Source organism: Pseudomonas sp. 3296, from assembly GCF_031456615.1.
GTDB lineage: Bacteria > Pseudomonadota > Gammaproteobacteria > Pseudomonadales > Pseudomonadaceae > Aquipseudomonas > Aquipseudomonas mucoides.
Window position 1 is genome coordinate 187,801 of sequence record NZ_JAVDUY010000006.1, and the last position, 23,669, is coordinate 211,469.

At 59.8% G+C, this 23,669-nt stretch carries 24 protein-coding genes and 1 pseudogene; 12 read left to right on the top strand and 13 right to left on the bottom strand.

The annotated features are described in order from the left end of the window. Positions 1 to 62 precede the first annotated feature (62 nt). From J2X66_RS17640 to J2X66_RS17680, 9 genes are all read left to right on the top strand, one after another. A complete protein-coding gene (locus J2X66_RS17640; RefSeq protein WP_310266575.1) occupies positions 63 to 1,010 on the top strand; it encodes a choline ABC transporter substrate-binding protein in 948 nt (315 codons plus the stop codon). Positions 1,011 to 1,157: 147 nt separating this feature from the next. Next, on the top strand, positions 1,158 to 2,075 hold the full coding sequence (locus tag J2X66_RS17645) for an alpha/beta hydrolase (protein ID WP_310266578.1): 918 nt from the start codon (positions 1,158 to 1,160) through the stop codon (positions 2,073 to 2,075). Between the two features lie 105 nt (positions 2,076 to 2,180). Beyond that, the gene (gene pip / locus J2X66_RS17650; RefSeq protein ID WP_027922130.1) at positions 2,181 to 3,152 is read left to right on the top strand and encodes a prolyl aminopeptidase; all 972 of its coding nucleotides are present in this window, start codon (positions 2,181 to 2,183) and stop codon (positions 3,150 to 3,152) included. Further along, the gene (dtd, locus tag J2X66_RS17655) at positions 3,149 to 3,586 is read left to right on the top strand and encodes a D-aminoacyl-tRNA deacylase (protein ID WP_310266580.1); all 438 of its coding nucleotides are present in this window, start codon (positions 3,149 to 3,151) and stop codon (positions 3,584 to 3,586) included. Before pip ends, dtd begins: the two co-directional genes overlap by 4 nt. A gap of 321 nt (positions 3,587 to 3,907) precedes the next feature. Further along, positions 3,908 to 5,722, top strand: coding sequence for a glucan biosynthesis protein (locus J2X66_RS17660; RefSeq protein WP_310267177.1), 1,815 nt, complete (start codon positions 3,908 to 3,910; stop codon positions 5,720 to 5,722). Then, positions 5,715 to 8,285 (top strand): glucans biosynthesis glucosyltransferase MdoH, encoded by a 2,571-nt coding sequence (gene mdoH, locus J2X66_RS17665; protein WP_310266583.1) that lies wholly within the window; start codon positions 5,715 to 5,717, stop codon positions 8,283 to 8,285. The genes J2X66_RS17660 and mdoH overlap by 8 nt, the downstream gene beginning before the upstream one ends. A 202-nt stretch (positions 8,286 to 8,487) precedes the next feature. Continuing rightward, a complete protein-coding gene (locus J2X66_RS17670; protein WP_310266586.1) occupies positions 8,488 to 9,285 on the top strand; it encodes a transporter substrate-binding domain-containing protein in 798 nt (265 codons plus the stop codon). Between the two features lie 56 nt (positions 9,286 to 9,341). Next, a complete protein-coding gene (locus tag J2X66_RS17675) occupies positions 9,342 to 10,301 on the top strand; it encodes an amino acid ABC transporter permease (RefSeq protein ID WP_310266587.1) in 960 nt (319 codons plus the stop codon). Next, a complete protein-coding gene (locus tag J2X66_RS17680) occupies positions 10,294 to 11,028 on the top strand; it encodes an amino acid ABC transporter ATP-binding protein (RefSeq protein ID WP_310266589.1) in 735 nt (244 codons plus the stop codon). The genes J2X66_RS17675 and J2X66_RS17680 overlap by 8 nt, the downstream gene beginning before the upstream one ends. Positions 11,029 to 11,074: 46 nt before the next feature. Here J2X66_RS17680 and J2X66_RS30260 read toward each other — a convergent pair whose 3' ends face one another. The 11 genes and pseudogenes from J2X66_RS30260 to ubiE form a co-directional block, all read right to left on the bottom strand. Next, positions 11,075 to 11,947, bottom strand: a complete 873-nt coding sequence (locus J2X66_RS30260; protein ID WP_405046788.1) for a methyl-accepting chemotaxis protein — start codon at positions 11,945 to 11,947, stop codon at positions 11,075 to 11,077. Further along, positions 11,933 to 12,991: pseudogene (locus J2X66_RS30265) on the bottom strand (methyl-accepting chemotaxis protein); the annotation flags it as partial. The pseudogene J2X66_RS30265 and the gene J2X66_RS30260, both read right to left, overlap by 15 nt. Positions 12,992 to 13,131: 140 nt before the next feature. After that, positions 13,132 to 13,839: a 16S rRNA (uracil(1498)-N(3))-methyltransferase gene (locus tag J2X66_RS17690; protein ID WP_310266593.1), complete on the bottom strand. Its 708-nt coding sequence runs from the start codon at positions 13,837 to 13,839 to the stop codon at positions 13,132 to 13,134. Further along, positions 13,836 to 14,630 carry a twin-arginine translocase subunit TatC gene (gene tatC / locus J2X66_RS17695; protein WP_027922121.1) on the bottom strand — a complete coding sequence of 265 codons (795 nt, stop codon included), beginning with the start codon at positions 14,628 to 14,630 and terminating at the stop codon, positions 13,836 to 13,838. The genes J2X66_RS17690 and tatC overlap by 4 nt, the downstream gene beginning before the upstream one ends. Beyond that, positions 14,627 to 15,076 (bottom strand): Sec-independent protein translocase protein TatB, encoded by a 450-nt coding sequence (gene tatB / locus J2X66_RS17700; RefSeq protein ID WP_310266598.1) that lies wholly within the window; start codon positions 15,074 to 15,076, stop codon positions 14,627 to 14,629. Before tatB ends, tatC begins: the two co-directional genes overlap by 4 nt. Before the next feature lie 10 nt (positions 15,077 to 15,086). Continuing rightward, entirely contained in the window at positions 15,087 to 15,365 is a 279-nt protein-coding gene (locus J2X66_RS17705; RefSeq protein WP_010464483.1) for a twin-arginine translocase TatA/TatE family subunit, read from the bottom strand. 25 nt (positions 15,366 to 15,390) lie between these two features. Further along, positions 15,391 to 15,723, bottom strand: coding sequence for a phosphoribosyl-ATP diphosphatase (locus J2X66_RS17710; protein WP_027922119.1), 333 nt, complete (start codon positions 15,721 to 15,723; stop codon positions 15,391 to 15,393). Continuing rightward, complete coding sequence (hisI, locus tag J2X66_RS17715) at positions 15,716 to 16,117, bottom strand: phosphoribosyl-AMP cyclohydrolase (RefSeq protein WP_007989281.1); 402 nt, start codon at positions 16,115 to 16,117, stop codon at positions 15,716 to 15,718. The genes J2X66_RS17710 and hisI overlap by 8 nt, the downstream gene beginning before the upstream one ends. Before the next feature lie 80 nt (positions 16,118 to 16,197). Further along, positions 16,198 to 17,802 (bottom strand): ubiquinone biosynthesis regulatory protein kinase UbiB, encoded by a 1,605-nt coding sequence (gene ubiB / locus J2X66_RS17720; RefSeq protein WP_027922118.1) that lies wholly within the window; start codon positions 17,800 to 17,802, stop codon positions 16,198 to 16,200. Beyond that, positions 17,799 to 18,422 (bottom strand): SCP2 domain-containing protein, encoded by a 624-nt coding sequence (locus J2X66_RS17725; protein ID WP_310266602.1) that lies wholly within the window; start codon positions 18,420 to 18,422, stop codon positions 17,799 to 17,801. The genes ubiB and J2X66_RS17725 overlap by 4 nt, the downstream gene beginning before the upstream one ends. After that, positions 18,422 to 19,192, bottom strand: a complete 771-nt coding sequence (ubiE, locus tag J2X66_RS17730) for a bifunctional demethylmenaquinone methyltransferase/2-methoxy-6-polyprenyl-1,4-benzoquinol methylase UbiE (RefSeq protein ID WP_007948968.1) — start codon at positions 19,190 to 19,192, stop codon at positions 18,422 to 18,424. The genes J2X66_RS17725 and ubiE overlap by 1 nt, the downstream gene beginning before the upstream one ends. Positions 19,193 to 19,347: 155 nt before the next feature. Between ubiE and J2X66_RS17735 the strand changes: the two genes are divergently transcribed. The 3 genes from J2X66_RS17735 to J2X66_RS17745 all read left to right on the top strand — a co-directional run bounded on the left by J2X66_RS17735 (position 19,348) and on the right by J2X66_RS17745 (position 21,184). Beyond that, positions 19,348 to 19,623, top strand: a complete 276-nt coding sequence (locus J2X66_RS17735; RefSeq protein ID WP_310266603.1) for a polyhydroxyalkanoic acid system family protein — start codon at positions 19,348 to 19,350, stop codon at positions 19,621 to 19,623. Positions 19,624 to 19,866: 243 nt separating this feature from the next. Continuing rightward, positions 19,867 to 20,289 carry a phasin family protein gene (locus tag J2X66_RS17740; protein ID WP_027922115.1) on the top strand — a complete coding sequence of 141 codons (423 nt, stop codon included), beginning with the start codon at positions 19,867 to 19,869 and terminating at the stop codon, positions 20,287 to 20,289. Between the two features lie 10 nt (positions 20,290 to 20,299). Continuing rightward, the gene (locus tag J2X66_RS17745; RefSeq protein ID WP_310266606.1) at positions 20,300 to 21,184 is read left to right on the top strand and encodes a phasin family protein; all 885 of its coding nucleotides are present in this window, start codon (positions 20,300 to 20,302) and stop codon (positions 21,182 to 21,184) included. An 88-nt stretch (positions 21,185 to 21,272) separates the two neighbouring features. Here the strand turns inward: J2X66_RS17745 and J2X66_RS17750 are convergent, their stop codons facing one another. Both J2X66_RS17750 and phaC read right to left on the bottom strand, forming a co-directional pair. Further along, positions 21,273 to 21,893 (bottom strand): TetR/AcrR family transcriptional regulator, encoded by a 621-nt coding sequence (locus J2X66_RS17750; protein ID WP_310266608.1) that lies wholly within the window; start codon positions 21,891 to 21,893, stop codon positions 21,273 to 21,275. Positions 21,894 to 21,953: 60 nt separating this feature from the next. Further along, a complete protein-coding gene (gene phaC, locus J2X66_RS17755) occupies positions 21,954 to 23,636 on the bottom strand; it encodes a class II poly(R)-hydroxyalkanoic acid synthase (protein WP_310266610.1) in 1,683 nt (560 codons plus the stop codon). Between the last annotated feature and the right edge of the window lie 33 nt (positions 23,637 to 23,669).

The window sequence follows — 23,669 nt, forward strand, 5'->3', positions numbered from 1 at the left end:
TGCTGAGCACGGTGCACGAAGACACCGGCCCTCAGAATAATCTGCCGCACGAGGCTCTCCCGATGAAAAGACTGTTCACCCGCTGTCTCTCAACCCTCTGCGGCACGGTTCTTTTGAGTACCAGCGTCCTGGCCAGTGACGATGCTTCCTGCAAAGCCGTGCGCATGGGCGTGGTCAACTGGACCGACGTCATCGCCACCAGCGGCATGGCCGATGTGCTGCTCAATGGCCTGGGCTACGAAAGCAAGCAAACCAGCGCCGTGCAGCAAATCATCTTCGCCGGCATCCGCGACAAGCGGCTCGACATCTTCCTCGGTTACTGGAAACCGGCGATGGACAAAAACATCGCGCCGTTCGTGGCCGCCAATCAAGTGAAGGTTATGGACAAACCGAGCCTGGCCGATGCCCAGGCGACGCTCGCGGTGCCGGATTACGTGGCCGCCGCCGGACTGAAAACCTTCGCCGATATCGCAAAATTCAAGGACCAGCTCGGTGGCAAGATTTATGGCATCGAGCCGGGTAGCGGCGCCAACACCACAATCAAAACCATGATCGAGACCAATCACTTTGGCTTGAAGGATTTCAAGCTGATCGAGTCTGGTGAGGCGGGCATGCTTGCCGCCGTGCAACGCGCGGTGAATCGCAAGGAGTTCGTGGTGTTCGTCGGCTGGAAGCCGCACCCGATGAACATCAACATGAAGATTGCCTACCTGACCGGCAGTGAAGACGTGTATGGGCCGAACGAAGGCGCGGCCACCGTTTCCACCGTCACCGCGCCGGATTACGCCCAGCGTTGCCCGAACGTCAATCGTCTACTGGAAAACCTGACGTTTACCGCGTCCCAGGAAAGCCAGTTGATGGTGCCGATCATGGAGCGCAAGACGCCGCAGGATGTGGCCAGGCAATGGTTGCGTGATCACCCGGAAGATTTGCAGCGCTGGCTGGCGGGCGTGTCCAGTTTTGATGGCAAGGACGGCGTCGCAACCGTACAGGCCACTTTGAAAAACTGAGTTCAGATGCACGACTTGTGTGCGAGCCTGCTCGCGAAGGCGGAGGGTCAGACAATAGTTGTGTCGACTGACACGCCCTCATCGCGAGCAGGCTCGCTCCCACAGGGTTGCACTCCACAAATACCTGAACGGACTGGCACCCGGCTTATGACTTCCTACCCGCTTTCCGAACAGATGACGGCCTTCGTAGAGAAGACCGTCAGCTTCAACAGCACCGACACCAGCCTCGCCGGTTTGCGCCTGGCCTACAGCGAGATGTGCCGGGCGTTTACCCCGCCGCGTCCTGAAGGGCTCTATGTCGTCGATTTCGCATTGGCCGGTGTGGCCGTCAGGTCGTATCAGCCACACGCCTCCCCATCGTCCGATACGTGCCCGTGCATCGTGTATCTGCACGGTGGCGGATGGGTGGTCGGCGATCTGGATTCCCACGACTTCATCTGCGCCGAGCTCGCCTCGACACTCGGCGTGTTGGTGATTGCCGTCGATTACCGTCTTGCGCCGGAACATCCATATCCGGCGGGGTTCGATGATTGCCTCAAGGTCTGGCGCGCGTTGCGTACCGGGCCGTTCCGGCTGGATCCAGCGCGGACGCTGGTGATGGGGGACAGTGCTGGCGGCAATCTGGCCGCGGCGTTGTGCCTGGCGTTACGCGATGCCCACGAACCACTGCCCGCTGCACAGGTCCTGATCTATCCGGGCCTGGGCGGCGATCAGCAATCGCCATCGCGCAGCGAATGCATCGACGCGCCGTTACTCAGCAGCAGCGATGTCGATTGCTATCACGCCTTGTACTTGCGCGGCAGCCGACAGCCGGGCGCTTATGCCATGCCATTGCTCGCCGGGCATTTCGGAGGACTGCCGCCGGCCTTGATTGCCGTCGCGCAATTCGATCCTCTGCGCGATGACGGTGTGGTCTACGCCGAACAACTGGAAGCCGCTGGCGTGGACACCACGTTGTACTATGGCGAAGGGCTGGTTCACGGCTGTTTGCGCGCGCGTGGCCAGGCCGCCGAAGTCGATGCACTCTATCAAACGCTGCTCGGGTTTTTGGCTGACAGACTCTGACGCAGCAAGGGGCATGCTCATTGACGTAATTCGGGTTTATGATGCCGGACGGCAGAATAATAGAAGTCCCCCCAGGGATGACCTCGACCCCTTACGGAGCGCGCAATGCAGACTTTGTACCCACAGATCAAACCCCACGCCCGGCACGATCTGGCCGTCGATGACACCCATACGCTCTACGTCGACGAAAGCGGTTCACCGGAAGGTTTGCCGGTGGTGTTCATCCACGGCGGCCCCGGCGCCGGGTGTGATGCCCAGAGCCGTCGGTATTTCGATCCAAACCTGTATCGCATTGTCACCTTTGACCAGCGTGGTTGCGGTCGCTCCACCCCCCACGCCAGCCTTGAAAACAACACCACCTGGGATCTGGTCGCCGACCTTGAGCGAATTCGCAAGCATCTGGGCATCGACAAATGGGTGCTGTTCGGCGGCTCCTGGGGTTCGACCCTGGCGCTTGCGTACGCCCAAACCCACCCGGAGCGTGTCCACGGCCTTATCCTGCGCGGGATCTTTCTCTGCCGTCCGCAGGAAATCGAGTGGTTCTACCAGGCAGGCGCCAGCCGTCTGTTCCCCGATTACTGGCAGGACTACATTGCGCCGATCCCGCTGGACGAGCGCGACGACTTGCTCAGCGCTTTCCACAAGCGCCTGATCGGCAACGACCAGATTGCCCAGATGCATGCGGCCAAGGCCTGGTCCACGTGGGAAGGGCGGACCGCAACGTTGCGTCCGAACCCGCTGGTGGTCGATCGCTTTTCGGAACCTCAGCGCGCGTTGTCGATTGCGCGCATCGAATGTCACTACTTCACCAACAATGCCTTCCTTGAGCCCAACCAGTTGATTCGTGACATGGGCAAGATTGCCCATTTGCCCGGGGTGATCATTCACGGTCGCTACGATGTGATTTGCCCGCTGGATAACGCCTGGGAATTGCACCAGAACTGGCCGAACAGTGAGCTGCAGATCATCCGTGACGCCGGCCATGCAGCGGCCGAGCCGGGCATTACTGATGCGCTGGTGCGGGCCGCCGGTCAGATGGCGCGCCGCTTGCTCGACCTGCCACCTGAAGAAGCATGAAGGGCCTGCTGCAACGCGTGCGGGGTGCGCGAGTCGAGGTAGCGGGAGAGGTGGTTGGGGCGGTCGACCATGGATTGCTGGTACTGGTTGCCGTCGAGCCCGAGGACACCCGGGCCAGCGCCGACAAACTTCTCAATAAGCTGCTTAACTATCGGGTATTCAGCGACGCCGAGGGCAAGATGAATCTGTCCTTGGCGGATGTCGGTGGCGGGTTGCTGCTGGTCTCACAGTTCACCCTGGCCGCCGACACCAAAAGCGGGCTGCGCCCGAGTTTTTCGACCGCGGCCCCTCCCGCGTTGGGTGAAGAGCTTTTCGACTATCTATTAGGTAAAGCGAAACAGGTGCATGGCACTGTGGCATCAGGTAGATTCGGCGCGGATATGCAGGTGCACCTGGTCAACGATGGCCCGGTAACCTTCCTGTTACAGACCTGAAAGCGCTTGAAACAACTTTTTAAGGGCTTTTCGACTGAAAACAGGCGTTTTTCGCGAGAAATACTTTGTTGCGCCTGATGCGTTGTAACGCGGCCTACTAGATAATCGCGCGCTACGGGGATCGGCGTTCGTTGGTCCATTTTGACTTAGGTAGAGACTTGTCCTGGACCGTTTGGGGAATCATTTAGCCCCATCGGAGTCGGAACAATGCTCGCCAACTTGGCAAGAGTGGTTTGCAAGGTCGGTTTTTTCATGCCGTTGACCGTGCAAACCCTTCAACTGGCCGTTGGTTTTTTGATCTGTTTTCGGCGAGGGTTGCTCGTGATTGTTAGTCCCTGTAATGCACCAAAATTGACTGCCAAACGGTTTCGAAGCGCTCTGGTAGCGGGCTCTGCACTGCTCTGCCTGTTCAGCGCCGGCCAGCTTTGGGCATTCAATCTGGAGGATGTGTCGGTCAAGGCAAAAGAGCTGGCCGCGCAAAAATACGAAGCTCCGCGCAGTAACCTGCCAGCCGAGTTCCGCGAGATGAAATTCGCGGACTATCAGAAAATTCGTTTCCTGACCGAGAAGGCTGAGTGGGCGGATCAGAAAACCCCGTTCAAGCTGTCGTTCTATCACCAGGGTATGCATTTCGATACACCGGTGAAAATCAACGAAATCACGGCTAACTCCGTCGAAGAAATCAAATATGACCCGAGTCGTTTCGATTTCGGCGATGTGAAGTTCGATCCTAAGGCCACCGAACAACTGGGTTATGCCGGTTTCCGGGTGCTGTACCCGATCAACAAGGCTGACAAGCAAGACGAAATCATGACCATGCTCGGCGCCAGCTACTTCCGCGTCGTCGGCAAGGGCCACGTTTATGGTTTGTCTGCCCGGGGCATGGCGATTGATACCGCATTGCCATCCGGCGAAGAATTCCCGCGTTTCACCGAGTTCTGGATTCAACAGCCGAAGCCGGGTGACAAGCACCTGGTGATTTTCGCCTTGCTGGATTCGCCGCGTGCGACGGGTGCCTATCGCCTGACCCTGCGTCCGGGCAGCGACACCATTGTCGACGTCAAGGCGCAGATGTTCCTGCGCGACAAGGTCGGCAAGCTGGGTATTGCTCCATTGACCAGCATGTACCTGTTCGGCGCCAACCAGCCTTCGAAAGTGCTGAACTACCGTCGTGAGCTGCACGATTCCAGCGGCCTGGCGATCCATGCCGGCAACGGCGAGTGGATCTGGCGTCCGTTGAACAACCCGAAACACCTGTCGGTGAGCAACTTCTCGGTCGAGAACCCGCGTGGTTTCGGTCTGCTGCAACGTGGCCGCGACTTTAGCCACTATGAAGACCTCGACGATCGCTACGACAAGCGCCCAAGCGCCTGGATCGAGCCGAAGGGTGACTGGGGCAAGGGTACCGTGGATCTGGTCGAGATTCCGACCGCCGATGAAACCAACGATAATATCGTGGCTTTCTGGAACCCGGAAAAACTGCCAGAGCCTGGCCAGCCGCTCGATGTTGCCTATCGCATGCACTGGACCATGGACGAAGCCTCCATCCACGCGCCTGACAGTGCCTGGGTCAAACAGACGCTGCGCTCCACCGGTGACGTTAAACAGTCCAACCTGATCCGTCAGCCGGACGGTAGCGTTGCTTATCTGGTGGACTTTGAAGGCCCGTCGCTGGCGGCATTGCCACCGGATGCGGACGTTCGCAGCCAGGTCAGCGTGGGCGACAACGCCGAACTGGTCGAGAACAGCGTGCGTTACAACCCTGAAACCAAGGGCTGGCGCCTGACGCTGCGCATGAAGATCAAGGATGCGAGCAAAGCCACCGAAATGCGCGCGGCCCTGGTTCAGAACATCGTGCCGGCAGACCTGGCCAAGACGTCGGTTCCAGCCTCGAATTCGTCTGTCGCCAAAGCCGACAAGGTTGCCGCCAAGCAACAGGAAAAAGCCGACAAGGAAGCCAAGCAAACAGAGGCCAAGCAGGCCGATGCCAAGCCGGTTGCAGATGCCAAGGACAAGGCTAATAAAGACGCCAAGCAGCCAGTCGCTGCCGACGCGGCCCCAGCCACACCGGAATCGGCATCGACTGAAGAAGTCCTGACCGAGACCTGGAGCTATCAGTTGTCTGCCGATGAGTAATTCTCAAGTACAGCCAGAGACGCTTGCCGAGTATCTGGCGCATCTACCGATGACCGACGAGCAGCGCGCGGAACTCGCGGGCTGCCAGTCCTTCAGCGAGCTGCACCAGCGTCTGTCGTCGAAGACGTTCGACGCTCCGACCGAGGCTGCCCAAGCCTCGGTGGGCCGTCGTTTGACCTTGAACACTGCTGAAGAACTGGAAGACGCGGAAATGCTGGTGGTCGACGCCATCGGTCGGGTTTGCCTCAAGGCGACCCCGCCGATTCGTCGGACCAAGGTCGTGCCGGAGCCGTGGCGCACCAACATTCTGGTCCGTGGCTGGCGTCGCCTGACCGGTCGCACCAATCCGCCGGCTCCGCCGAAAGATGAACGTGTGTTGCCAGCAGCTCGCTGGCGCACGGTCGGTTCGATCCGTCGCTACATTCTGCTGGTATTGATGCTCGGTCAGACCATCGTCGCCGGCTGGTACATGAAAGGCATCATGCCGTACCAGGGCTGGTCATTTGTCGACCTCAACGAAGTGCTGCATCAACCGCTGCTGCAAACCGCCACACAAGTGCTGCCATACGCATTGCAAACCAGCATCCTGATCCTGTTCGGGATTTTGTTCTGCTGGGTGTCGGCCGGTTTCTGGACCGCGCTGATGGGCTTCCTCGAGTTGCTCACCGGGCACGATAAATACCGCATCTCCGGTAAAAGTGCCGGTAATGAGCCGATTCCAAAGGACGCGCGCACCGCACTGGTGATGCCGATCTGCAACGAAGACGTGCCGCGTGTATTTGCCGGTCTGCGGGCGACGTTTGAATCGGTAGCGGCCACGGGTGACCTGGATCGCTTCGACTTCTTCGTCCTCAGCGACAGTAACGATGCCGACATCTGCGTTGCCGAGCAGCAAGCCTGGCTGGACGTCTGCCGCGAAGCCGGTGGCTTCGGCAAGATCTTCTATCGCCGCCGTCGCCGTCGCGTGAAACGTAAAAGCGGTAACCTCGACGACTTCTGCCGTCGTTGGGGCGGTGACTACAAATACATGGTCGTGCTCGACGCGGACTCCGTGATGAGCGGTGAATGCCTGACCAGCCTGGTGCGCTTGATGGAAGCCACGCCGGACGCCGGGATCATCCAGACCGCGCCGCGTGCGTCGGGCATGGACACCCTGTATGCACGCATGCAGCAGTTTGCGACTCGCGTGTACGGTCCTTTGTTTACCGCCGGTCTGCACTTCTGGCAGTTGGGTGAATCCCACTACTGGGGCCACAACGCTATTATCCGCATGAAGCCGTTCATCGAGCACTGCGCCCTGGCGCCGTTGCCGGGTAAAGGCGCGTTCGCCGGTGCGATCCTGTCCCACGACTTCGTGGAAGCCGCGCTGATGCGCCGTGCCGGCTGGGGCGTGTGGATTGCCTACGATTTGCCGGGCAGCTACGAAGAACTGCCGCCGAACCTGCTGGACGAACTCAAGCGTGACCGTCGCTGGTGCCACGGTAACCTGATGAACTTCCGCCTGTTCCTGGTCAAGGGCATGCACCCGGTTCACCGGGCGGTGTTCCTGACCGGCGTGATGTCTTACCTGTCAGCGCCGTTGTGGTTCTTCTTCCTCGTGCTGTCAACGGCGCTGCTGGCGGTCAACACGCTGATGGAACCGCAATACTTCATGGAGCCGCGACAGCTGTATCCGCTGTGGCCGCAATGGCATCCGGACAAGGCTGTGGCGCTGTTCTCCACAACCATCGTGCTGCTGTTCCTGCCGAAGCTGTTGAGCATCCTCCTGATCTGGGCCAAAGGTGCGAAAGAGTTCGGTGGCAAGTTCAAGGTGACGATGTCGATGCTGCTGGAGGTACTGTTCTCCATGCTGCTGGCGCCGGTGCGGATGATTTTCCACACCCGTTTCGTACTGGCCGCGTTCCTCGGCTGGGCCGCGACCTGGAACTCGCCACAACGTGACGACGATTCCACGCCATGGAGCGAGGCGGTCAAGCGCCACGGTCCGCAGACCTTGCTGGGCTTCTTCTGGGCCTTGCTGGTGATCTGGCTGAACCCGAGCTTCCTGTGGTGGCTGGTGCCGATTGTCGGTTCGTTGATGCTGTCGATTCCGGTGTCGGTGATTTCCAGTCGTGTCGGTCTGGGCCTGAAGTCCCGTGACGAGAGCCTGTTCCTGATCCCTGAGGAATACAATCCGCCACAGGCGTTGCTGGCCACAGACCAGTACACCCACGAAAACCGTTATCACGCACTGAACGATGGCTTCCTCCGGTCGGTGGTTGACCCGCAGCAGAACGCCCTGGCGTGCGCGCTGGCGACCTCGCGTCACGGTCAGGCCGAGCCAATCGAATGGCTGCGGGTAGAGCGGGTTCGTCACGCCTTGAAAGTCGGGCCGCACGGCTTGAACAACAATGAGCGTGTGCAATTGCTGAGTGACCCGGTGGCATTGGGTCGTCTGCATCAGCAGATCTGGAGTGAAGGCCACCCCGAATGGCTGCAAGCCTGGCGTCAATCGGTGAAAGCCGATCCCCACGCGCCGTTGCTGCCGCTCAAGCCGCTGAGCGCACAGCCTCAGTTGGCGTAATAAAAAACCCCGCGAAAGCGGGGTTTTTTTTGCGCAGTGTCAGGCAACAAATTCCGCTTAACCCTTGTGCAAACGGGCGAGTAGTTTAGGATCCGTCCCCGAATTGGTGCGCCTGGATAATTTTTGTCCGTATGGGTGTGTTTCCCGAGGGAAACCGCCGTTTTTGCGCGCCTCACACCGCAATGGTTTTGGGGACATGATGATGAAGAAGTATCTCTCGATGCTGCTGGTCGGCGTCACGGCATTGGTTGCAGTCAGCGCGGCGCAGGCCGGTGCCATCGATGACGCGGTCAAGCGCGGCACGCTGAAAGTCGGCATGGACCCGACCTACATGCCGTTCGAGATGACCAACAAGCGCGGCGAGATCATCGGTTTCGAAGTCGACATCCTCAAAGCCATGTCCAAAGCCATGGGCGTCAAGCTGGAGCTGGTGTCCACCGGCTACGACGGCATCATCCCGGCCCTGATGACCGACAAGTTCGACATGATCGGCAGCGGGATGACCCTGACCCAGGAACGCAACCTGCGCCTGAACTTCAGCGAACCGTTTATCGTCGTCGGTCAGACCCTGCTGATCCGCAAAGAGCTGGAGGGCACCATCAAGTCCTATAAGGACTTGAACACCGCCGACTACCGCATCACCTCCAAGCTCGGCACCACCGGCGAGATGGTCGCCAAGAAGCTGATCTCCAAAGCCAAGTACCACGGCTATGACAATGAACAGGAAGCGGTGCTGGACGTGGTCAATGGCAAGGCTGATGCCTTCATCTACGACGCGCCGTACAACGTGGTGGCGGTCAACAAGGTTGGCGCCGGCAAACTGGTGTTCCTCGACAAGCCGTTCACCTACGAGCCGCTGGCTTTCGGCTTGAAGAAGGGTGACTACGACAGCATCAACTTCATCAACAACTTCCTGCACCAGATCCACGAAGACGGCACCTACGATCGCATCCATGACAAGTGGTTCAAAGACACCGCTTGGCTCAAGGACATGGAGTAAGCGCCGGTCAGACTGACCGCGTCGCCTCAAAGGCAATACAAACTGCGGAACCCGTAATGAAACAAAAAAAATCCCAATGGCCCTGGCACGTTTTAACCGTGCTGGTGCTGATCGGCCTGGCCGGCGCGTTGTATTACGCCACCTCGCTGATGTCTTATGAATGGCGCTGGAACCGCGTGCCGCAATACTTTGCCTACCACGCCGAAGAATCCCAGCGCGCCGCCGACATCTCCACCGTCAGCGAACTGGTGCGCAAGGGCGATAAAGCCGAAGTCACCCTGCGCAACGACGCGGGTGATGAGCAACGTTTGACCGTCGACGACAACAGCCTGCAAGTCGCCCAAGGCGATGAGGTGGCCGAAGGCGATGTGATCGGCGTGACACGCCATTGGGCCGCCGGTCCACTGCTTTGGGGGCTGTGGACCACGTTGTGGTTGTCCGTTGTGTCTGGCGTACTCGGTCTGTTGATCGGTCTTGTCACCGGTTTGTGCCGACTGTCGAGCAATCCGACCCTGCGCGACCTCTCGACCATTTACGTCGAACTGGTCCGTGGCACACCGCTACTGGTACAGATCTTCATTTTCTATTTCTTCATCGGCACCGTGATGAACCTGTCCCGGGAATTCGCCGGGATCGCGGCGTTGTCGCTGTTCACGGGCGCCTACGTCGCGGAAATCATTCGTTCCGGCGTGCAGTCCATCGCCCGCGGCCAGAACGAAGCCGCGCGTTCGTTGGGGCTGAGCGCTGGCCAGTCGATGCGCCACGTGGTGATGCCGCAAGCCTTGAAGCGGGTATTGCCGCCCTTGGCCGGGCAATTCATCAGCCTGGTCAAGGACACGTCGCTGGTTTCGGTCATCGCAATTACCGAGCTGTTGAAAAGCGGTCGTGAAGTCATCACCACCTCGTTCTCGCCATTCGAAATCCTGTTCTGCGTGGCCGGGTTGTACCTGTTGATCAACCTGCCGCTGTCGAAAATCGCCAGCCGGCTTGAGCGGAGGCTCGCGCAAAGTGATTGAAGTTCGCGATCTGGTAAAAGTCTTCGATACCCGCGGCCAGGTGGTTCGCGCGGTGGATAACGTCACCACGCACGTGGCCAAGGGTGAAGTGCTGGTGGTGATCGGCCCGTCCGGCTCCGGTAAATCGACCTTTCTGCGCTGCCTTAACGGCCTGGAAGCATTCGACTCGGGTTCGGTAAGCATTGACGGTCTGGAACTGGCCGACCCGAAAACCGACGTCAACGCCTACCGGCGCGAAGTCGGCATGGTGTTTCAGCACTTCAACCTGTTCCCGCATATGACCGTACTGGAAAACCTCTGCCTGGCGCAGAAAGTCGTGCGCAAACGCGGCAAGAAAGAGCGCGAGGCCAAGGCCCTGGTGTTGCTGGAAAAGGTCGGCATTGCACAGAAAGCCCACGAGTTTCCGTCGCGTCTGTCCGGCGGCCAGCAACAGCGCGTGGCGATTGCCCGGGCGTTGGCCATGGAGCCGAAGGTCATGTTGTTCGATGAGCCGACCTCGGCGCTGGACCCGGAAATGGTCGGCGAAGTGCTGGACGTGATGAAAACCCTGGCCGTGGAAGGTATGACCATGGTTTGCGTCACCCATGAAATGGGCTTTGCGCGGGAAGTGGCGGATCGGGTGTTGTTCTTCGATCACGGCAAATTGCTGGAAGATGCTTCACCGGCGCAGTTCTTTGATGCACCGAAGGATCCGCGGGCTCAGGCGTTTTTGCGTCAGGTTCTCTAGTCGACCGTTCCCACGCTCTGCGTGGGAACGATCAGTCCGCATCACCTCAAACCTTGAACCTGCCCACCAGCATCTGCAGATGCGTCCCCAGCCGCGCCAGCTCAATGCTGGACGCCGCTGTCTCTTCACTGGCTGCCGAGGTCTGCTCGGACACGTCACGCACGTTCAGCACGCTACGGTTGATCTCCTCGGCCACTGCCGTTTGCTGCTCGGCAGCGGCGGCGATCTGCTGATTCATCGACTGAATCGCCGACACGGTGCGGGTGATGCTTTCCAGTGAGCCCCCGGCGCGGCGGGTCAGTTCGACGCTGCTGTCGGTCAGAACGCGGCTGTTGTCCATGATCGTGGCGACTTGCTGGGTGCCGTTTTGCAAGCCGACGATCAGCTCTTCGATTTCTTCGGTGGACTTCTGGGTGCGTTGCGCCAGGCTGCGAACTTCATCGGCCACCACCGCAAAACCGCGTCCGGCTTCACCGGCACGGGCGGCTTCGATGGCGGCGTTAAGGGCCAGCAGGTTGGTTTGTTGGGCCACGGATTTGATGACGTCGAGCACGCTGCCGATCTTGTCGCTTTCGCGTTTGAGATCGCCCATCGCGGCGGTGGAATTGCCTACTTCGAGGGCGAGGCGTTCGATCTGGGCGATGGCTTCGCTGACCACTTTGTCACCTTCGCGGGCTTGCTGATCGGCGGCGACGGCGGCTTCGGAAGCTTCTTCGGCATTGCGTGCGACTTCTTGCACGGTCGCTGTCATTTCGTTCATTGCGGTCGCTACCTGATCGGTCTCGACTTTCTGGCTGTTGACCCCGGCACTGGTCTGCTCGGTGACCGCCGACAACTCTTCGGCGGCGCTGGCGATTTGTGTCACGCCGTCGCTGATGCCGCCGATCAGTTCCCGCAGGCCCAGGGTCATGCTCTGCATGGCGCGCTGAAGCTGGCCGAGCTCGTCGCGACGCTTGGAGGTCAGGTTGTGAGTCAGGTCGCCGGCGGCCACACGTTCAGCCATTTTCAGGGTCTGGTTCAGCGGGATGACGATCTGGCGGGTGATTGCCCAGGCCGCGACCATGCCGAAGGCCAAGGCCAGGGCGGTGGCCATCAGCAGCATGTTCTTGGCGTGAGCCGCATCGGTATCGCGGACGATGGTTTGCGACACGGTGAGTCTTTTGCTGACGTCGAGCAGGATATCGCCTTGCTCGGCCATGCGCACGAGTGCGGCAGCACTGGCGACCTGGGAGTCACGGTACTGGCTGACGGCGGCACGGTAGGCCTTGAGCGAGTCGCTGGCCTGTTGCAGGTTGGCGGTGTGCTCTTCCGGCAGTTTGGACGGCAGGCTTTCGAGGTCATTCAGGGCGTTGTCGATGGCGTCCAGTGCAGGCTGTTCGGCTTCGGGTTTGGCGCTGTAGGTGTAGCCGCGAACCTGGAAGCGCGCTTGCTGAATCAATTTGCTCAAATCGATCACGTTATTGAACTGGGCGACGTTGTCGCCTTGCAGCAGGGATTTCTCGACTTCGGCGACGCGGGCGACGGCGTTGTCGGCGGTGGCCCCGAGTTTGCTGCGCGCGTCTTCGCGGTTGGCACCGGCCTGGATCATCGCGCTGAACGCTTGTTTGTACTGGCTGACGGCGGCCAATTGCTGGTCAACCATTGCCGCGTCGGCCGGTTGCTCAATCAGTTTGCGGGCGGTTTGCAGGCCCGCATCGAGTTGCGCCAGCTTGTCGTTGACCGCCCCGGGGCCTTGTTCGCCGCGGCGCATTTCATAGTCCAGACGGGCCAGGCGCAGGTCTTTGGTCAGGTCATTGAGGCTGGCGATGAACCCGAGCTTGTCGCCACGGCTCGTCACGTCGCTCAGACCAGTCCAGCCGGTGAAGGTGATCAACAGGGTAAGCAACAGCACCAGACCGAAACCGATTCCCAGTTTGCGATTGACGCGGATGTTCCCCAGATTCTCGGCTAGCCATTGGTACATGCTACAACTCCCTGGACCACTGATTGGTTTTGTGGGAACTGTATCGGCAGGCAGGACCGGTTCTGTAGGGCGAATGAAAGACTTGCGACGATCACCGTCCCTGTAGCAGCAGGCTTCGCCAGCTGATACAGGGGACCGTATTAGAACAGGCGGGCGAGCAGGGCGGTGACGGCGGTCTCGACGCGCAGGATGCGCTCGCCGAGTTGTACCGGTTGCAGGCCGGATTTGCCCAGCAGGTCGATTTCGTAAGGGATCCAGCCACCTTCGGGGCCGATGGCCAGGGTCACCGGTTCGTCGAGGCCGCGGGGGCAAGGCGGGTAGTTTCCGGGATGTCCGACCAGGCCGAGGGTGCCCTCGGTGATCGCCGGCAGACGGTCCTCAACGAAGGGCTTGAAGCGCTTCTCGATAACGATCTCAGGCAGCACACTGTCCCGGGCCTGTTCGAGGCCGAGGATCAATTGTTCGCGAATCGCTTCGGGTTCCAGGAACGGGGTTTGCCAGAAGCTCTTCTCGACGCGATAGCTGTTCACCAGCACGACGCGCGGCACACCCATGGCGGCCACGGTCTGAAACACCCTGCGCAGCATTTTCGGGCGCGGCAGGGCCAACACCAGGGTCAACGGCAGCTTGTTCGGGGGCGGTTGGTCGAGGGTGACGCGCAATTCGGCTTCAGCGGCGTCCAGGCGCAACACCTCGGCCGCGCCCATCAACCCGCCGATCCGACCGACACGCATGCTGTCACCGACTTCGCAGCGGTGAACTTCCTGCATGTGAGTCAACCGGCGATCGCGCAGGATCACCCGGTCGGCCGCAATGAAATCGGCTTCTTCGAGCAGCAGCAGGTTCACGGTTGGGTCGCTGGCGGCTGGTCGTTGTGATCGTCAACCGGTTGGTCGTCCGGATGCTCGCCACGTTTGCTGATCAGGCTGCCAAACAGGATGCCGATCTCGAACAGCAGCCACATTGGTACCGCCAACAGCGTCTGCGAGAAGATGTCCGGCGGCGTAAGGATCATGCCGACCACGAAGCAGCCGATGACCACGTACGGGCGGATTTTCTTCAGGTATTTGACGTCGACCACGCCAATCCACACCAGCAGTACCACGGCCACCGGGATTTCAAACGCCACGCCGAAGGCGAAGAACAGCGTCATGACGAAATCGAGGTAGCTGGTGATGTCGGTCATCATTTCCACGCCGGCCGGGGTGGCGGCGGCAAAGAACTTGAAGATCAACGGGAACACCAGGTAATAGGCGAACGCCATGCCGGTGTAGAACAGCACGATGCTGGACATCAGCAGCGGCACTGCGATGCGCTTTTCATGCTTGTACAGGCCTGGCGCGATGAAGCCCCAGATCTGGTGCAGGATCACCGGGATCGCCAGGAACAGCGAGACCATCATGGTCAGCTTCAACGGCGTCAGGAACGGCGACGACACGTCGGTGGCAATCATCGTCGCGCCGGCGGGCAGGTACGCGCGCAGCGGCGTGGAGACGAAGGTGTAGATCTGCTGGGTGAAGGCAAACAACCCGGCGAAGATGATGAATATCGCCGCTACACAGCGCAGCAGTCGGGTGCGCAACTCGGTGAGGTGCGAAACCAGCGGCATGTGCTGGTCGTTTTCGGGGAGATCGCTCATGGGGCTCGCGGCGGCAGTGTTGGGTCATGAGGGGCCGGCGCTGTCGGCGCGGCGGCAGGAGCAACCGGTGGTACTGATACAACGGACTCAGGTTGGGCAGTCGCTACAACAGGCGCTGGCGCAGGCGTTGGTTCAGTGACTGCGACAGGCGCGTGAATCGTCTGTTCCCCCACATGCTCCACCGGCGTCGGTTCCTGCTGGGTCGGCGAGAAAATCTTCCGCGCCTCCTGCTCCAGCGACAGAATGTGCTCGTTGTGCAGCTGCCGACGAATCTCGTCGGCACCGATTTCACGTTCAACTTCCTGTTTGATCGCGTTGAAGCTGCGCTTCAAGCGCCCGACCCACAGGCCGGCGGTGCGCGCAGCACCCGGCAAGCGCTCGGGCCCCAGCACCAGCAGGGCCACGAGGCCGACGAGCAGCAGTTCAGAGAAGCTGATACCAAACATTAGTCAGTGCTCACACGTCTTTGCGGATCGGCTCTTCGACTTTTTGTGCCTGCACGTCGATGGTGTGCGGCTGGTTCACCGATTGCGTGGTCTGCGGCTGAACAGGTGGAACCGGTTGCGCCGGGGTCACGGTCGGATCGGCCGGTTTTTCGTCGTCGTTCATGGCTTTCTTGAAGCCCTTGATCGACTCGCCCACGTCCGTACCGAGGTTTTTCAGTTTCTTGGTGCCGAATACCAGTACGACAACAACCAGGATGACGATCCAGTGTTTCCAGTCAAAAATGCCCATGTTGCTGCTCCTCTCTAATAATTGTTCAGGCGGACGGGCGCGAGGCTTTCTCGGCGTGTCCGGACAGACCGAAGCGACGGTCCAGTTCATCAAGTACAGCCTGTGGATGCTGCCCCAGTTGGGCGAGCATGACCATGCTGTGGAACCACAAATCGGCGGTCTCGTAGATCACATCGCTGCAGTCACCGCTGATGGCGGCATCCTTGGCGGCAATGATGGTTTCGACCGACTCTTCGCCGACTTTTTCCAGAATCTTGTTCAAGCCCTTGTGGTACAGGCTGGCGACATACGAGCTGTCGGCGGCGGCGCCTTTGCGCTCTTCCAGCACTGCGGCCAGGCGGGTCAGAGTGTCACTCATGTTTGTGTCCTGCGGAATAGATGGCGTGCGGATCTTTCAGGACCGGGTCGACGGTTGTCCAGTCGCCGTTCTCATAGACGCGGTAGAAGCAGCTTTGGCGGCCGGTATGACAGGCGATATCGCCGATCTGCTCGACCATCAGGATGATCACATCGGCGTCGCAATCCAGGCGCATCTCATGCAGGGTTTGCACGTGGCCGGACTCTTCGCCCTTGCGCCACAGCTTGCCACGGGAACGCGACCAGTAAATGGCACGGTTCTCGGCAGCGGTCAGTTCCAACGCTTCACGGTTCATCCAGGCCATCATCAGGACGCGCCCGGTCTTGTGATCCTGGGCAATCGCCGGCACCAGGCCATCAGCGTCCCACTTGATCTCGTCCAGCCAGTTTTTCATCTTCGACTCCGACAGCGGGCTTCGCACTTCATTAGCCTGGCCCAACGTTCAAACAGTGTGCCAGTGGATCACACAACTGGCTATCGGCGAACGACCAGATACAAACCAACGGCCACCATGATTCCCCCGGGCCAATGACCCAGTTCGTTCAGTGGTCCACCGGCCAGCAGAATAACGCCACCCGCCAGGTGTGCGCAGCCGAGCAGGCGCAAGAACCAGTCATCCTTGCGTTTATGCCACGGTGGTGGCGGGTCGTAGGCGTGGGGTTGGGACATGCGTTCGAGCAGGTCGCGGGCCATGTTGGCCAGGTGCGGCAGCTGTTCGAACTGGCTCTGCACGTTGCCGAGCAAGGCTTTGGGACTGACGCGCTCGCGCATCCAGCGTTCAAGGAACGGCTGCGCGGTGTTCCACAAGTCCAGGTCCGGGTACAGCTGACGGCCCAGGCCTTCGATGTTCAACAGGGTTTTTTGCAACAGCACGAGCTGCGGCTGAACTTCCATGTTGAAGCGTCGAGCGGTCTGGAACAGGCGCATCAGTACCTGGCCGAAGGAAATATCTTTTAACGGTTTTTCAAAGATCGGCTCGCACACGGTGCGAATCGCTGCTTCGAATTCGTTGAGTTTGGTTTCCGCCGGCACCCAGCCCGAATCGATGTGCAATTGCGCCACACGACGGTAGTCACGCTTGAAGAAGGCGAACAGGTTTCGGGCCAGGTAGTCCTGGTCTTCCGGGGTCAGGCTGCCGACAATACCGCAGTCGATCGCAATGTACTGCGGGCTCCACGGGTTGACGGTGCTGACGAAGATATTGCCAGGGTGCATGTCGGCGTGAAAAAAACTGTCGCGGAACACCTGGGTGAAGAAGATCTCCACGCCACGTTCGGCGAGCATTTTCATGTCGGTGCGCTGGTCGGCCAGGGTGGTCAGGTCGGTGACCTGTATGCCGTAGATGCGCTCCATCACCAACACTTTTGGCCGGCACCAGTCCCAATAGACTTGTGGCACGTAGAGCAGCGGCGAGCCTTCGAAGTTGCGCTTCAGTTGGCTTGCGTTGGCCGCTTCGCGCAGCAGGTCGAGTTCGTCGTAGATGGTTTTTTCGTAGTCGCTGACCACGTCCACCGGGTGCAGCAGGCGCGCGTCGGCCGAGAGCTTTTCGGCGGCGCGGGCGAGGATGAACAGCCACGCCAGATCCTGGGCGATGATCGGCTTGAGGCCTGGGCGGATCACCTTGACCACCACTTCTTCGCCGGTTTTCAACTGCGCAGCATGCACCTGCGCCACCGAGGCGGACGCCAGCGGCTCGACGTCGAAACGGCTAAACACTTCGCTGATTTTTTTGCCGAGCTGCTCTTCGATCAGCTTGACCGACACTTGCGAGTCGAACGGCGGCACACGGTCCTGCAGTTTCATCAGCTCGTCGGCGATGTCTTCCGGCAACAGGTCGCGGCGGGTGGACAGGATCTGCCCGAACTTGATGAAAATCGGCCCCAGGTCCTGCAACGCCAGGCGCAATCGCGCGCCACGGCTCAGGTCCAGCGTCTTGCGCGGGAACCAGCGCCACGGCAAGGCGTAACGCAATGCCAACAGAAACCACGGCAGAGGCAGGGCAAACAGCAGGTCATCGAGGCGGTAACGAATCACAACGCGCTGGATGCGCAACAAACGGCGGACGGCAAGCAGCTTCATGCGTTATCGCTTGGGTCGAGGGATCGGGAAAGGCGCTCGAAACGCGCCTCGAGACGTTCCAGGTCGAGTTTGATCTGGTCCAGTTCACTGAAACGGGCTTCGGCTTCGCGCTGACCGACGAGGGTGCGCGATTCTTCAGCCAGGTATTCGCCGAGGTTCTGCCCCAGGCTGGTGAACCCTTGCTGATACCAGCGAGCGCGACTGCGCAGGTGACCACCAACCAGTTGCGTGGCCACCGGTCCCAGCCAGCGCGAGAGTTCGTACTCCCAGTCCAGTTCGAGGTCCTGAAGGATCGCCGCCAGTTCCAGCAGCACGCCGCTGTCACCGTCGAGTTCGACTTCAGGGCCATGCAGGACCGAGGTCTTGTCCTTGCTCATCGCCAGTTTCAACAAGCTTGAGGCCGGTGCACGCAAGGTGCAGTCGGCGCCGGTTTCCCACTGGGAAGCGAGCATCAGGCCTTCATCGCTGGGCAGGATGAACAGCTGCAACGCCGGGCTGCGGCAGTCGACGGCAATCACCCGGCCGCTCAAATGCGCGAGCCGCGGCAGCGCCGTGCTGTCGAGACGCAGCACCCGGTTCAGGCCGAGCTCAACGCTGGCGAGCAGGCCGGCCAGCAACATCAGGGCTTGATGCCGCGGTGCAGGGCGACGATGCCTGCGGTCATGTTGTGGTAGGTCACGCGGTCGAAACCGGCCTCGACCATCATCGACTTCAGGGTTTCCTGATTCGGGTGCATGCGGATCGATTCGGCCAGGTAGCGATAGCTTTCCGAGTCGTTGGTGATCAGCTTGCCCATCAGTGGCATGAACGCGAACGAGTAGGCGTCGTAGGCCTTGGACATCAGCGCGTTGGTCGGCTTGGAGAACTCCAGCACCAACAGGCGACCGCCAGGCTTGAGTACACGCAGCATCGAACGCAGGGCGTCTTCCTTGTGTGTCACGTTGCGCAGGCCGAAGGCGATGGTCACGCAGTCGAAATGGTTGTCCGGGAACGGCAGCTTTTCAGCGTCGGCCTGAACGAATTCGACGTTGCCGGCCACACCGAGGTCCAGCAGGCGGTCACGACCGACCTTGAGCATGGATTCGTTGATGTCGGCCAACACCACCTGGCCGGTCGGGCCGACGAGGTGCGAAAATTTCTTGGTCAGGTCGCCCGTACCGCCGGCGATGTCCAGCACGCGATTGCCGGTGCGCACGCCCGAAAGCTCGATTGCGAAACGCTTCCACAAACGGTGCATGCCGCCCGACAGGAGGTCGTTCATCAAGTCGTACTTGGCGGCTACCGAGTGGAACACCTCAGCGACTTTTTCCGCTTTTTGGCTTTCCGGAACGTTTTTGAAACCGAAGTGCGTGGTGGGTTCGGCATCGCTGCCTTTGCGCTGATCAGTCATATCGCTGTCACCAGAAGAGAATGCGGGACATTCTAATCCCCAAGGCATGCTTTGTCTTGGCAAGGCTGAAGGTAAGATGGGCAACCACCGGGACGTTTTGACGCAGTCATGGTCAAGATGCTTCAGGAAAGTATCCATAACGCAGGAGTCATTCGATGGCCCGTATTAGTGTTGAGCGTGCCCACGGCCTGGGCAAGGAAGCGGCCCGCGAGAAGGCCGACAAACTGGCACAGAAACTGTCCGAGCAATACGGCCTGGAGCCGCAGTGGTCCGGTGACACGCTGAATCTCAAGCGCTCCGGAGTGAAAGGCGCGGTGCATGTCAGCGCGGATTCGATCCGCGTCGATGTGGAGCTGGGCCTGATGATGTCGGCCATGAGCGGCATGATCAAATCGGAAATCGAGAAAGCACTGGATAAAGCGTTGGTCTGATTTCTGGTTGAATCAGATCCCCTGTGGGAGCGAGCCTGCTCGCGAAAGCGGTTAGTCAGTCGACGACGATGTTGATTGTTCTGACGCCTTCGCGAGCAGGCTCGCTCTCACATTTTTATTGCGGTGTCTCAGAAGGTTTATGTCAGTTGTTAGGGTGCCGTTTCTAATTTTTCTCCCTACTTTGTGCCTGAGCCCGACACTTGTCCGGGCAGTTCCTCAAACCTTCTGCGCGTGAGGTGCACCATGGCCAAAGTTATTTTGAAGAAAAAAATCGACGCATCGACCACCGCTCTGGGCGACGTCAAATCCTATGCCCGCAAGATCTGGCTGGCTGGCCTGGGTGCCTACGCCAAGGTCGGGCAAGAGGGTAGCGAGTACTTTCAAGAGTTGATCAAGGCTGGTCAAACTGTTGAAAAGAAAGGCAAAAAAGTAGTGGCTGAAAAGCTTGAAGCCGCTAACGCCGAGATCGTTGAAGCCAAGAGTGAAGTGAGTACTTTTAAAGGCAAGGTCGAAGTTCAACTCGACAAGGTCGAGAAGGCTTTTGACTCGCGTGTCGCAAGTGCCTTGAATCGTATCGGCATTCCGTCTAAACATGACGTTGAGACACTCTCTGCTAAGCTCGATGAGCTGACGGCATTGCTCGAACGCGTCGCGCGTAAATCTTAAGGAGAACGGGATGGCTGTTAAAAAGAACACCGAAAAAGAAGGCAGCTCGTGGATCGGGAAAGTCGAAGACTACTCCCGCAAAATCTGGCTGGCTGGTTTAGGCGTGTACTCGAAGATCGACACTGACGGCAGCAAGCTCTTCGATACATTGGTCAAAGACGGCGAGAAAGCCGAGAAGCTCACCAAGAACGCTGTTGGCAAGAAAGTCGACGCCGCCAAGGATTCTGCTTCGTCGGCCAAGTCGCGCATCACTGGCGTTAAAGATCGTGCACTGGGCAAGTGGGATGAGCTGGAAGGGGCTTTCGACAAGCGCCTGAACAGTGCCATTTCGCGCCTCGGTGTCCCGAGCCGCAACGAAGTGAAAGCACTGCACAGCAAGGTCGATACCCTGACCAAGCAAATCGAAAAACTCACCGGTGCCAAGGTTTCGCCTGTTGCGGCGAAAACCGCAGCGGCCAAGCCAGCGGTTAAAACCGCTGCCAAGCCACTGGCTAAAGCCGCCGCTAAACCTGCTGCCAAACCTGCTGCGAAAGCAGCGGCCAAGCCTGCTGCCAAAACTGCCGCAGCAAAACCTGCAGCGGCCAAGCCAGCGGCTAAACCGGTTGCCGCCAAAGCAGCCGCCAAGCCAGCAGCTAAACCAGCCGCCAAGCCAGCTGCCAAAACCGCAGCTGCCAAACCGGCCGCCAAGCCAGCAGCAAAACCTGCTGCAGCGAAGAAGCCTGCGGTGAAAAAACCGGCAGCGCCGAAAGCCGCCGCACCAAAACCAGCAGTGGCTGCTGTGGCCAAACCGGCAACGCCGGCCGCCCCGGTCAGCGCATCGAACTCTGCTACCGCGCCGACCCCTGCTGTGACCCCGACTGTAGCGCCAGCAACGACGCCAACCAGTCAGTCCTGATTTTCAGGGCTCAAAAAAACGCCCGGCCTGCCAAGGTCGGGCGTTTTTGTTTGTGCATGGTTCATGAATAGCTCGGCTCCTACGGTGGTTAGTCGTGTTCTTCCAGGTATTGGAGCGCCATCTGCTCCGTCGCCACCTTGATCGGCGGCAGTAAGTGCGGCGCCACCAGCATCATGATCTGGTACACCACCAGCCTCACCTCACCCTCACGATCAAGAATCCGCTGGTAGTCCAGCGAGAACAGCAGCGTCATGGTGATCTGCTCCACCAACTGCCCCAACGCCTGCGTATCACTGACCAATTGCCCCTGCGCCTTCAACTGCGCGAGCAATGACGCCAGGGTGCGCTTCAGCGCATTGAGCAGGTTGCGTATGCCCTTGGCCAGTTTTGGCAGGCGTCCGGCGAGGTTCGACAGGTCCTGGAACAGAAACCGGTAATGGGACAGCCGTTCGACGATCAGGTGCAGGAACAGCCAGTAATCGTCCGGTGCCAGTTCCACATCGGCAGGAGGGTCGAGCAGCGGCGCCAGTTCAGCCTGGAAGCGCTCGAATAACCCGAGAATCAGCGGCTCCTTGCCGTGAAAGTGGTAGTAGAGGTTGCCCGGGCTGATGCCCATCTCGTTGGCAACTTCCATGGTGGAGACGTTAGGTTCGCCTTTCTGATTGAACAACTGCAAAGCACATTCGAGAATCCGGTCGCGGGTTTTCATCCAGTCTTCTTAATGGTCGAGTCAGTGCCACGGCCGGCGTCGGCCGTGGTGGGTTGAACGTCAGCGCACACGCACGTAAGTACCGGGTGCTGCCTCCTGCGGTGGATAGTTCTGATTGCCGAGGGCCATGTGGGTTTCTTTCAGCGCGCCGGAACGTTGCTGAATCCACTCCAGCCATTGCGTCCACCAGCTGCCGTCGACCTGCTTGGCGTCGTAATACCAGGCGCGTGGGTCGCTGCTCAGTTTTGCGCCTTCGACGTAGTTGGCTTTCGGGTTGCTCGGCGGGTTGAGAATGCTCTGCACGTGACCGCTGTTGGACAGCACGAAGCGTCGCTCGCCACCCAGCAGCAGTGTCGAGCGGTACACCGCGTCCCACGGCGTGATGTGGTCGTTGATGCCTGCAACGCTGAAATTGTCGACGGTGACTTTCTGCAAGTCGATAGGCGTGCCGCACACTTCAAGGCCGCCCGGGTGGCTCAGCGGGTTGTGTTTGAAGAAGTCCAGCAGATCGCCATGAAAGGCGGCCGGCAGCCGCGTGTTGTCGTTGTTCCAGTAGAGGATGTCGAACGCGGGTGGTTCTTTGCCGAGCAGGTAGTTATTGACGAAATAACTCCAGATCAAGTCGTTGGGGCGCATCCAGGCGAACACCTTGGCCATGTCGCGACCATCCAGCACACCTTTCTGATACGACTTGCGCTTGGCCGCCTCAAGGGTTTGTTCGTCGGCAAACAGCGTCGCCGGGGAGTCCATCTGGCTGTCGAGCAGGCTCACCAGGTAGGTCGCGCTCGATACCCGTCGAAGCTGTCGTTTGGCCTGCAAGTGACCTTGCAGGGCGGCGATGGTCAGCCCGCCAGCGCAGGCGCCCATCAGGTTCACCTCGCGCGCGCCGGTGATCGCCCGGCAGACATTCATCGCTTCTTCCACGGCTTCAACGTAGGTCGACAGCCCCCATTCGCGATGACGCACATCGGGATTGCGCCAACTGATCATGAAGGTCTGCAGGCCGTTCTTGAGGGCAAACTGGACGAAGCTGTTATGCGGGCTCAGGTCGAAAATGTAGTATTTGTTGATCTGCGGCGGCACCACCAGCAGCGGTTTTGAATACTGTTTTTCGCTCATCGGCTTGTACTGGATCAGCTCCAGCAGCTCGTTGCGAAACACCACCGAACCGGTCGTGGTGGCGACGGTTTTACCCACTTCGAACGCTTGCTTGGTGACTTGCCGGGGCAGGCCGTCGTTGTGCAGGAAGTCGTCCACCAGATGGCTGATACCGCGCACCAGACTGTTGCCGCCGGAATTGAAGATTTCCTTGATCGCCAGCGGATTTAGCAGGGTATTGGACGGCGATACGGCGTCATTGAGCAAGGCAAACGCAAAGTGCGCGCGGGCGCGATCGTCGGGGGACATGGCGCTGTCGTCGATCCAGCTTTTGACCTGTTTCTGCCAGCTCAGGTAGGCCTGCAGGCTGCGACGATAAAACGGGTTGAGACTCCACGCCGGGTCGGTGAACCGACTGTCCTGCGGGTTGGTCGCATGCAAGGTTTCACCCAATAAGACACGGCCCAACTGACCGCCCAGTTTCAAGGCGTGTCGGGCGCTGTGCACCGGGTTGCGCAAACCGTGGGCTGCCACGCTGCGCAGGGTCGAAATCAGATCCCGGCCACGCAGGCCGGTAATCGCACTCTGTGCGTTGATGAACGCGGCGGGAGTGGGTAAAGCGTCTCTCGCTGGTTTCTCGCGCATGTCTCAACACTCCTTCGTTTCAAGCCAAAAACA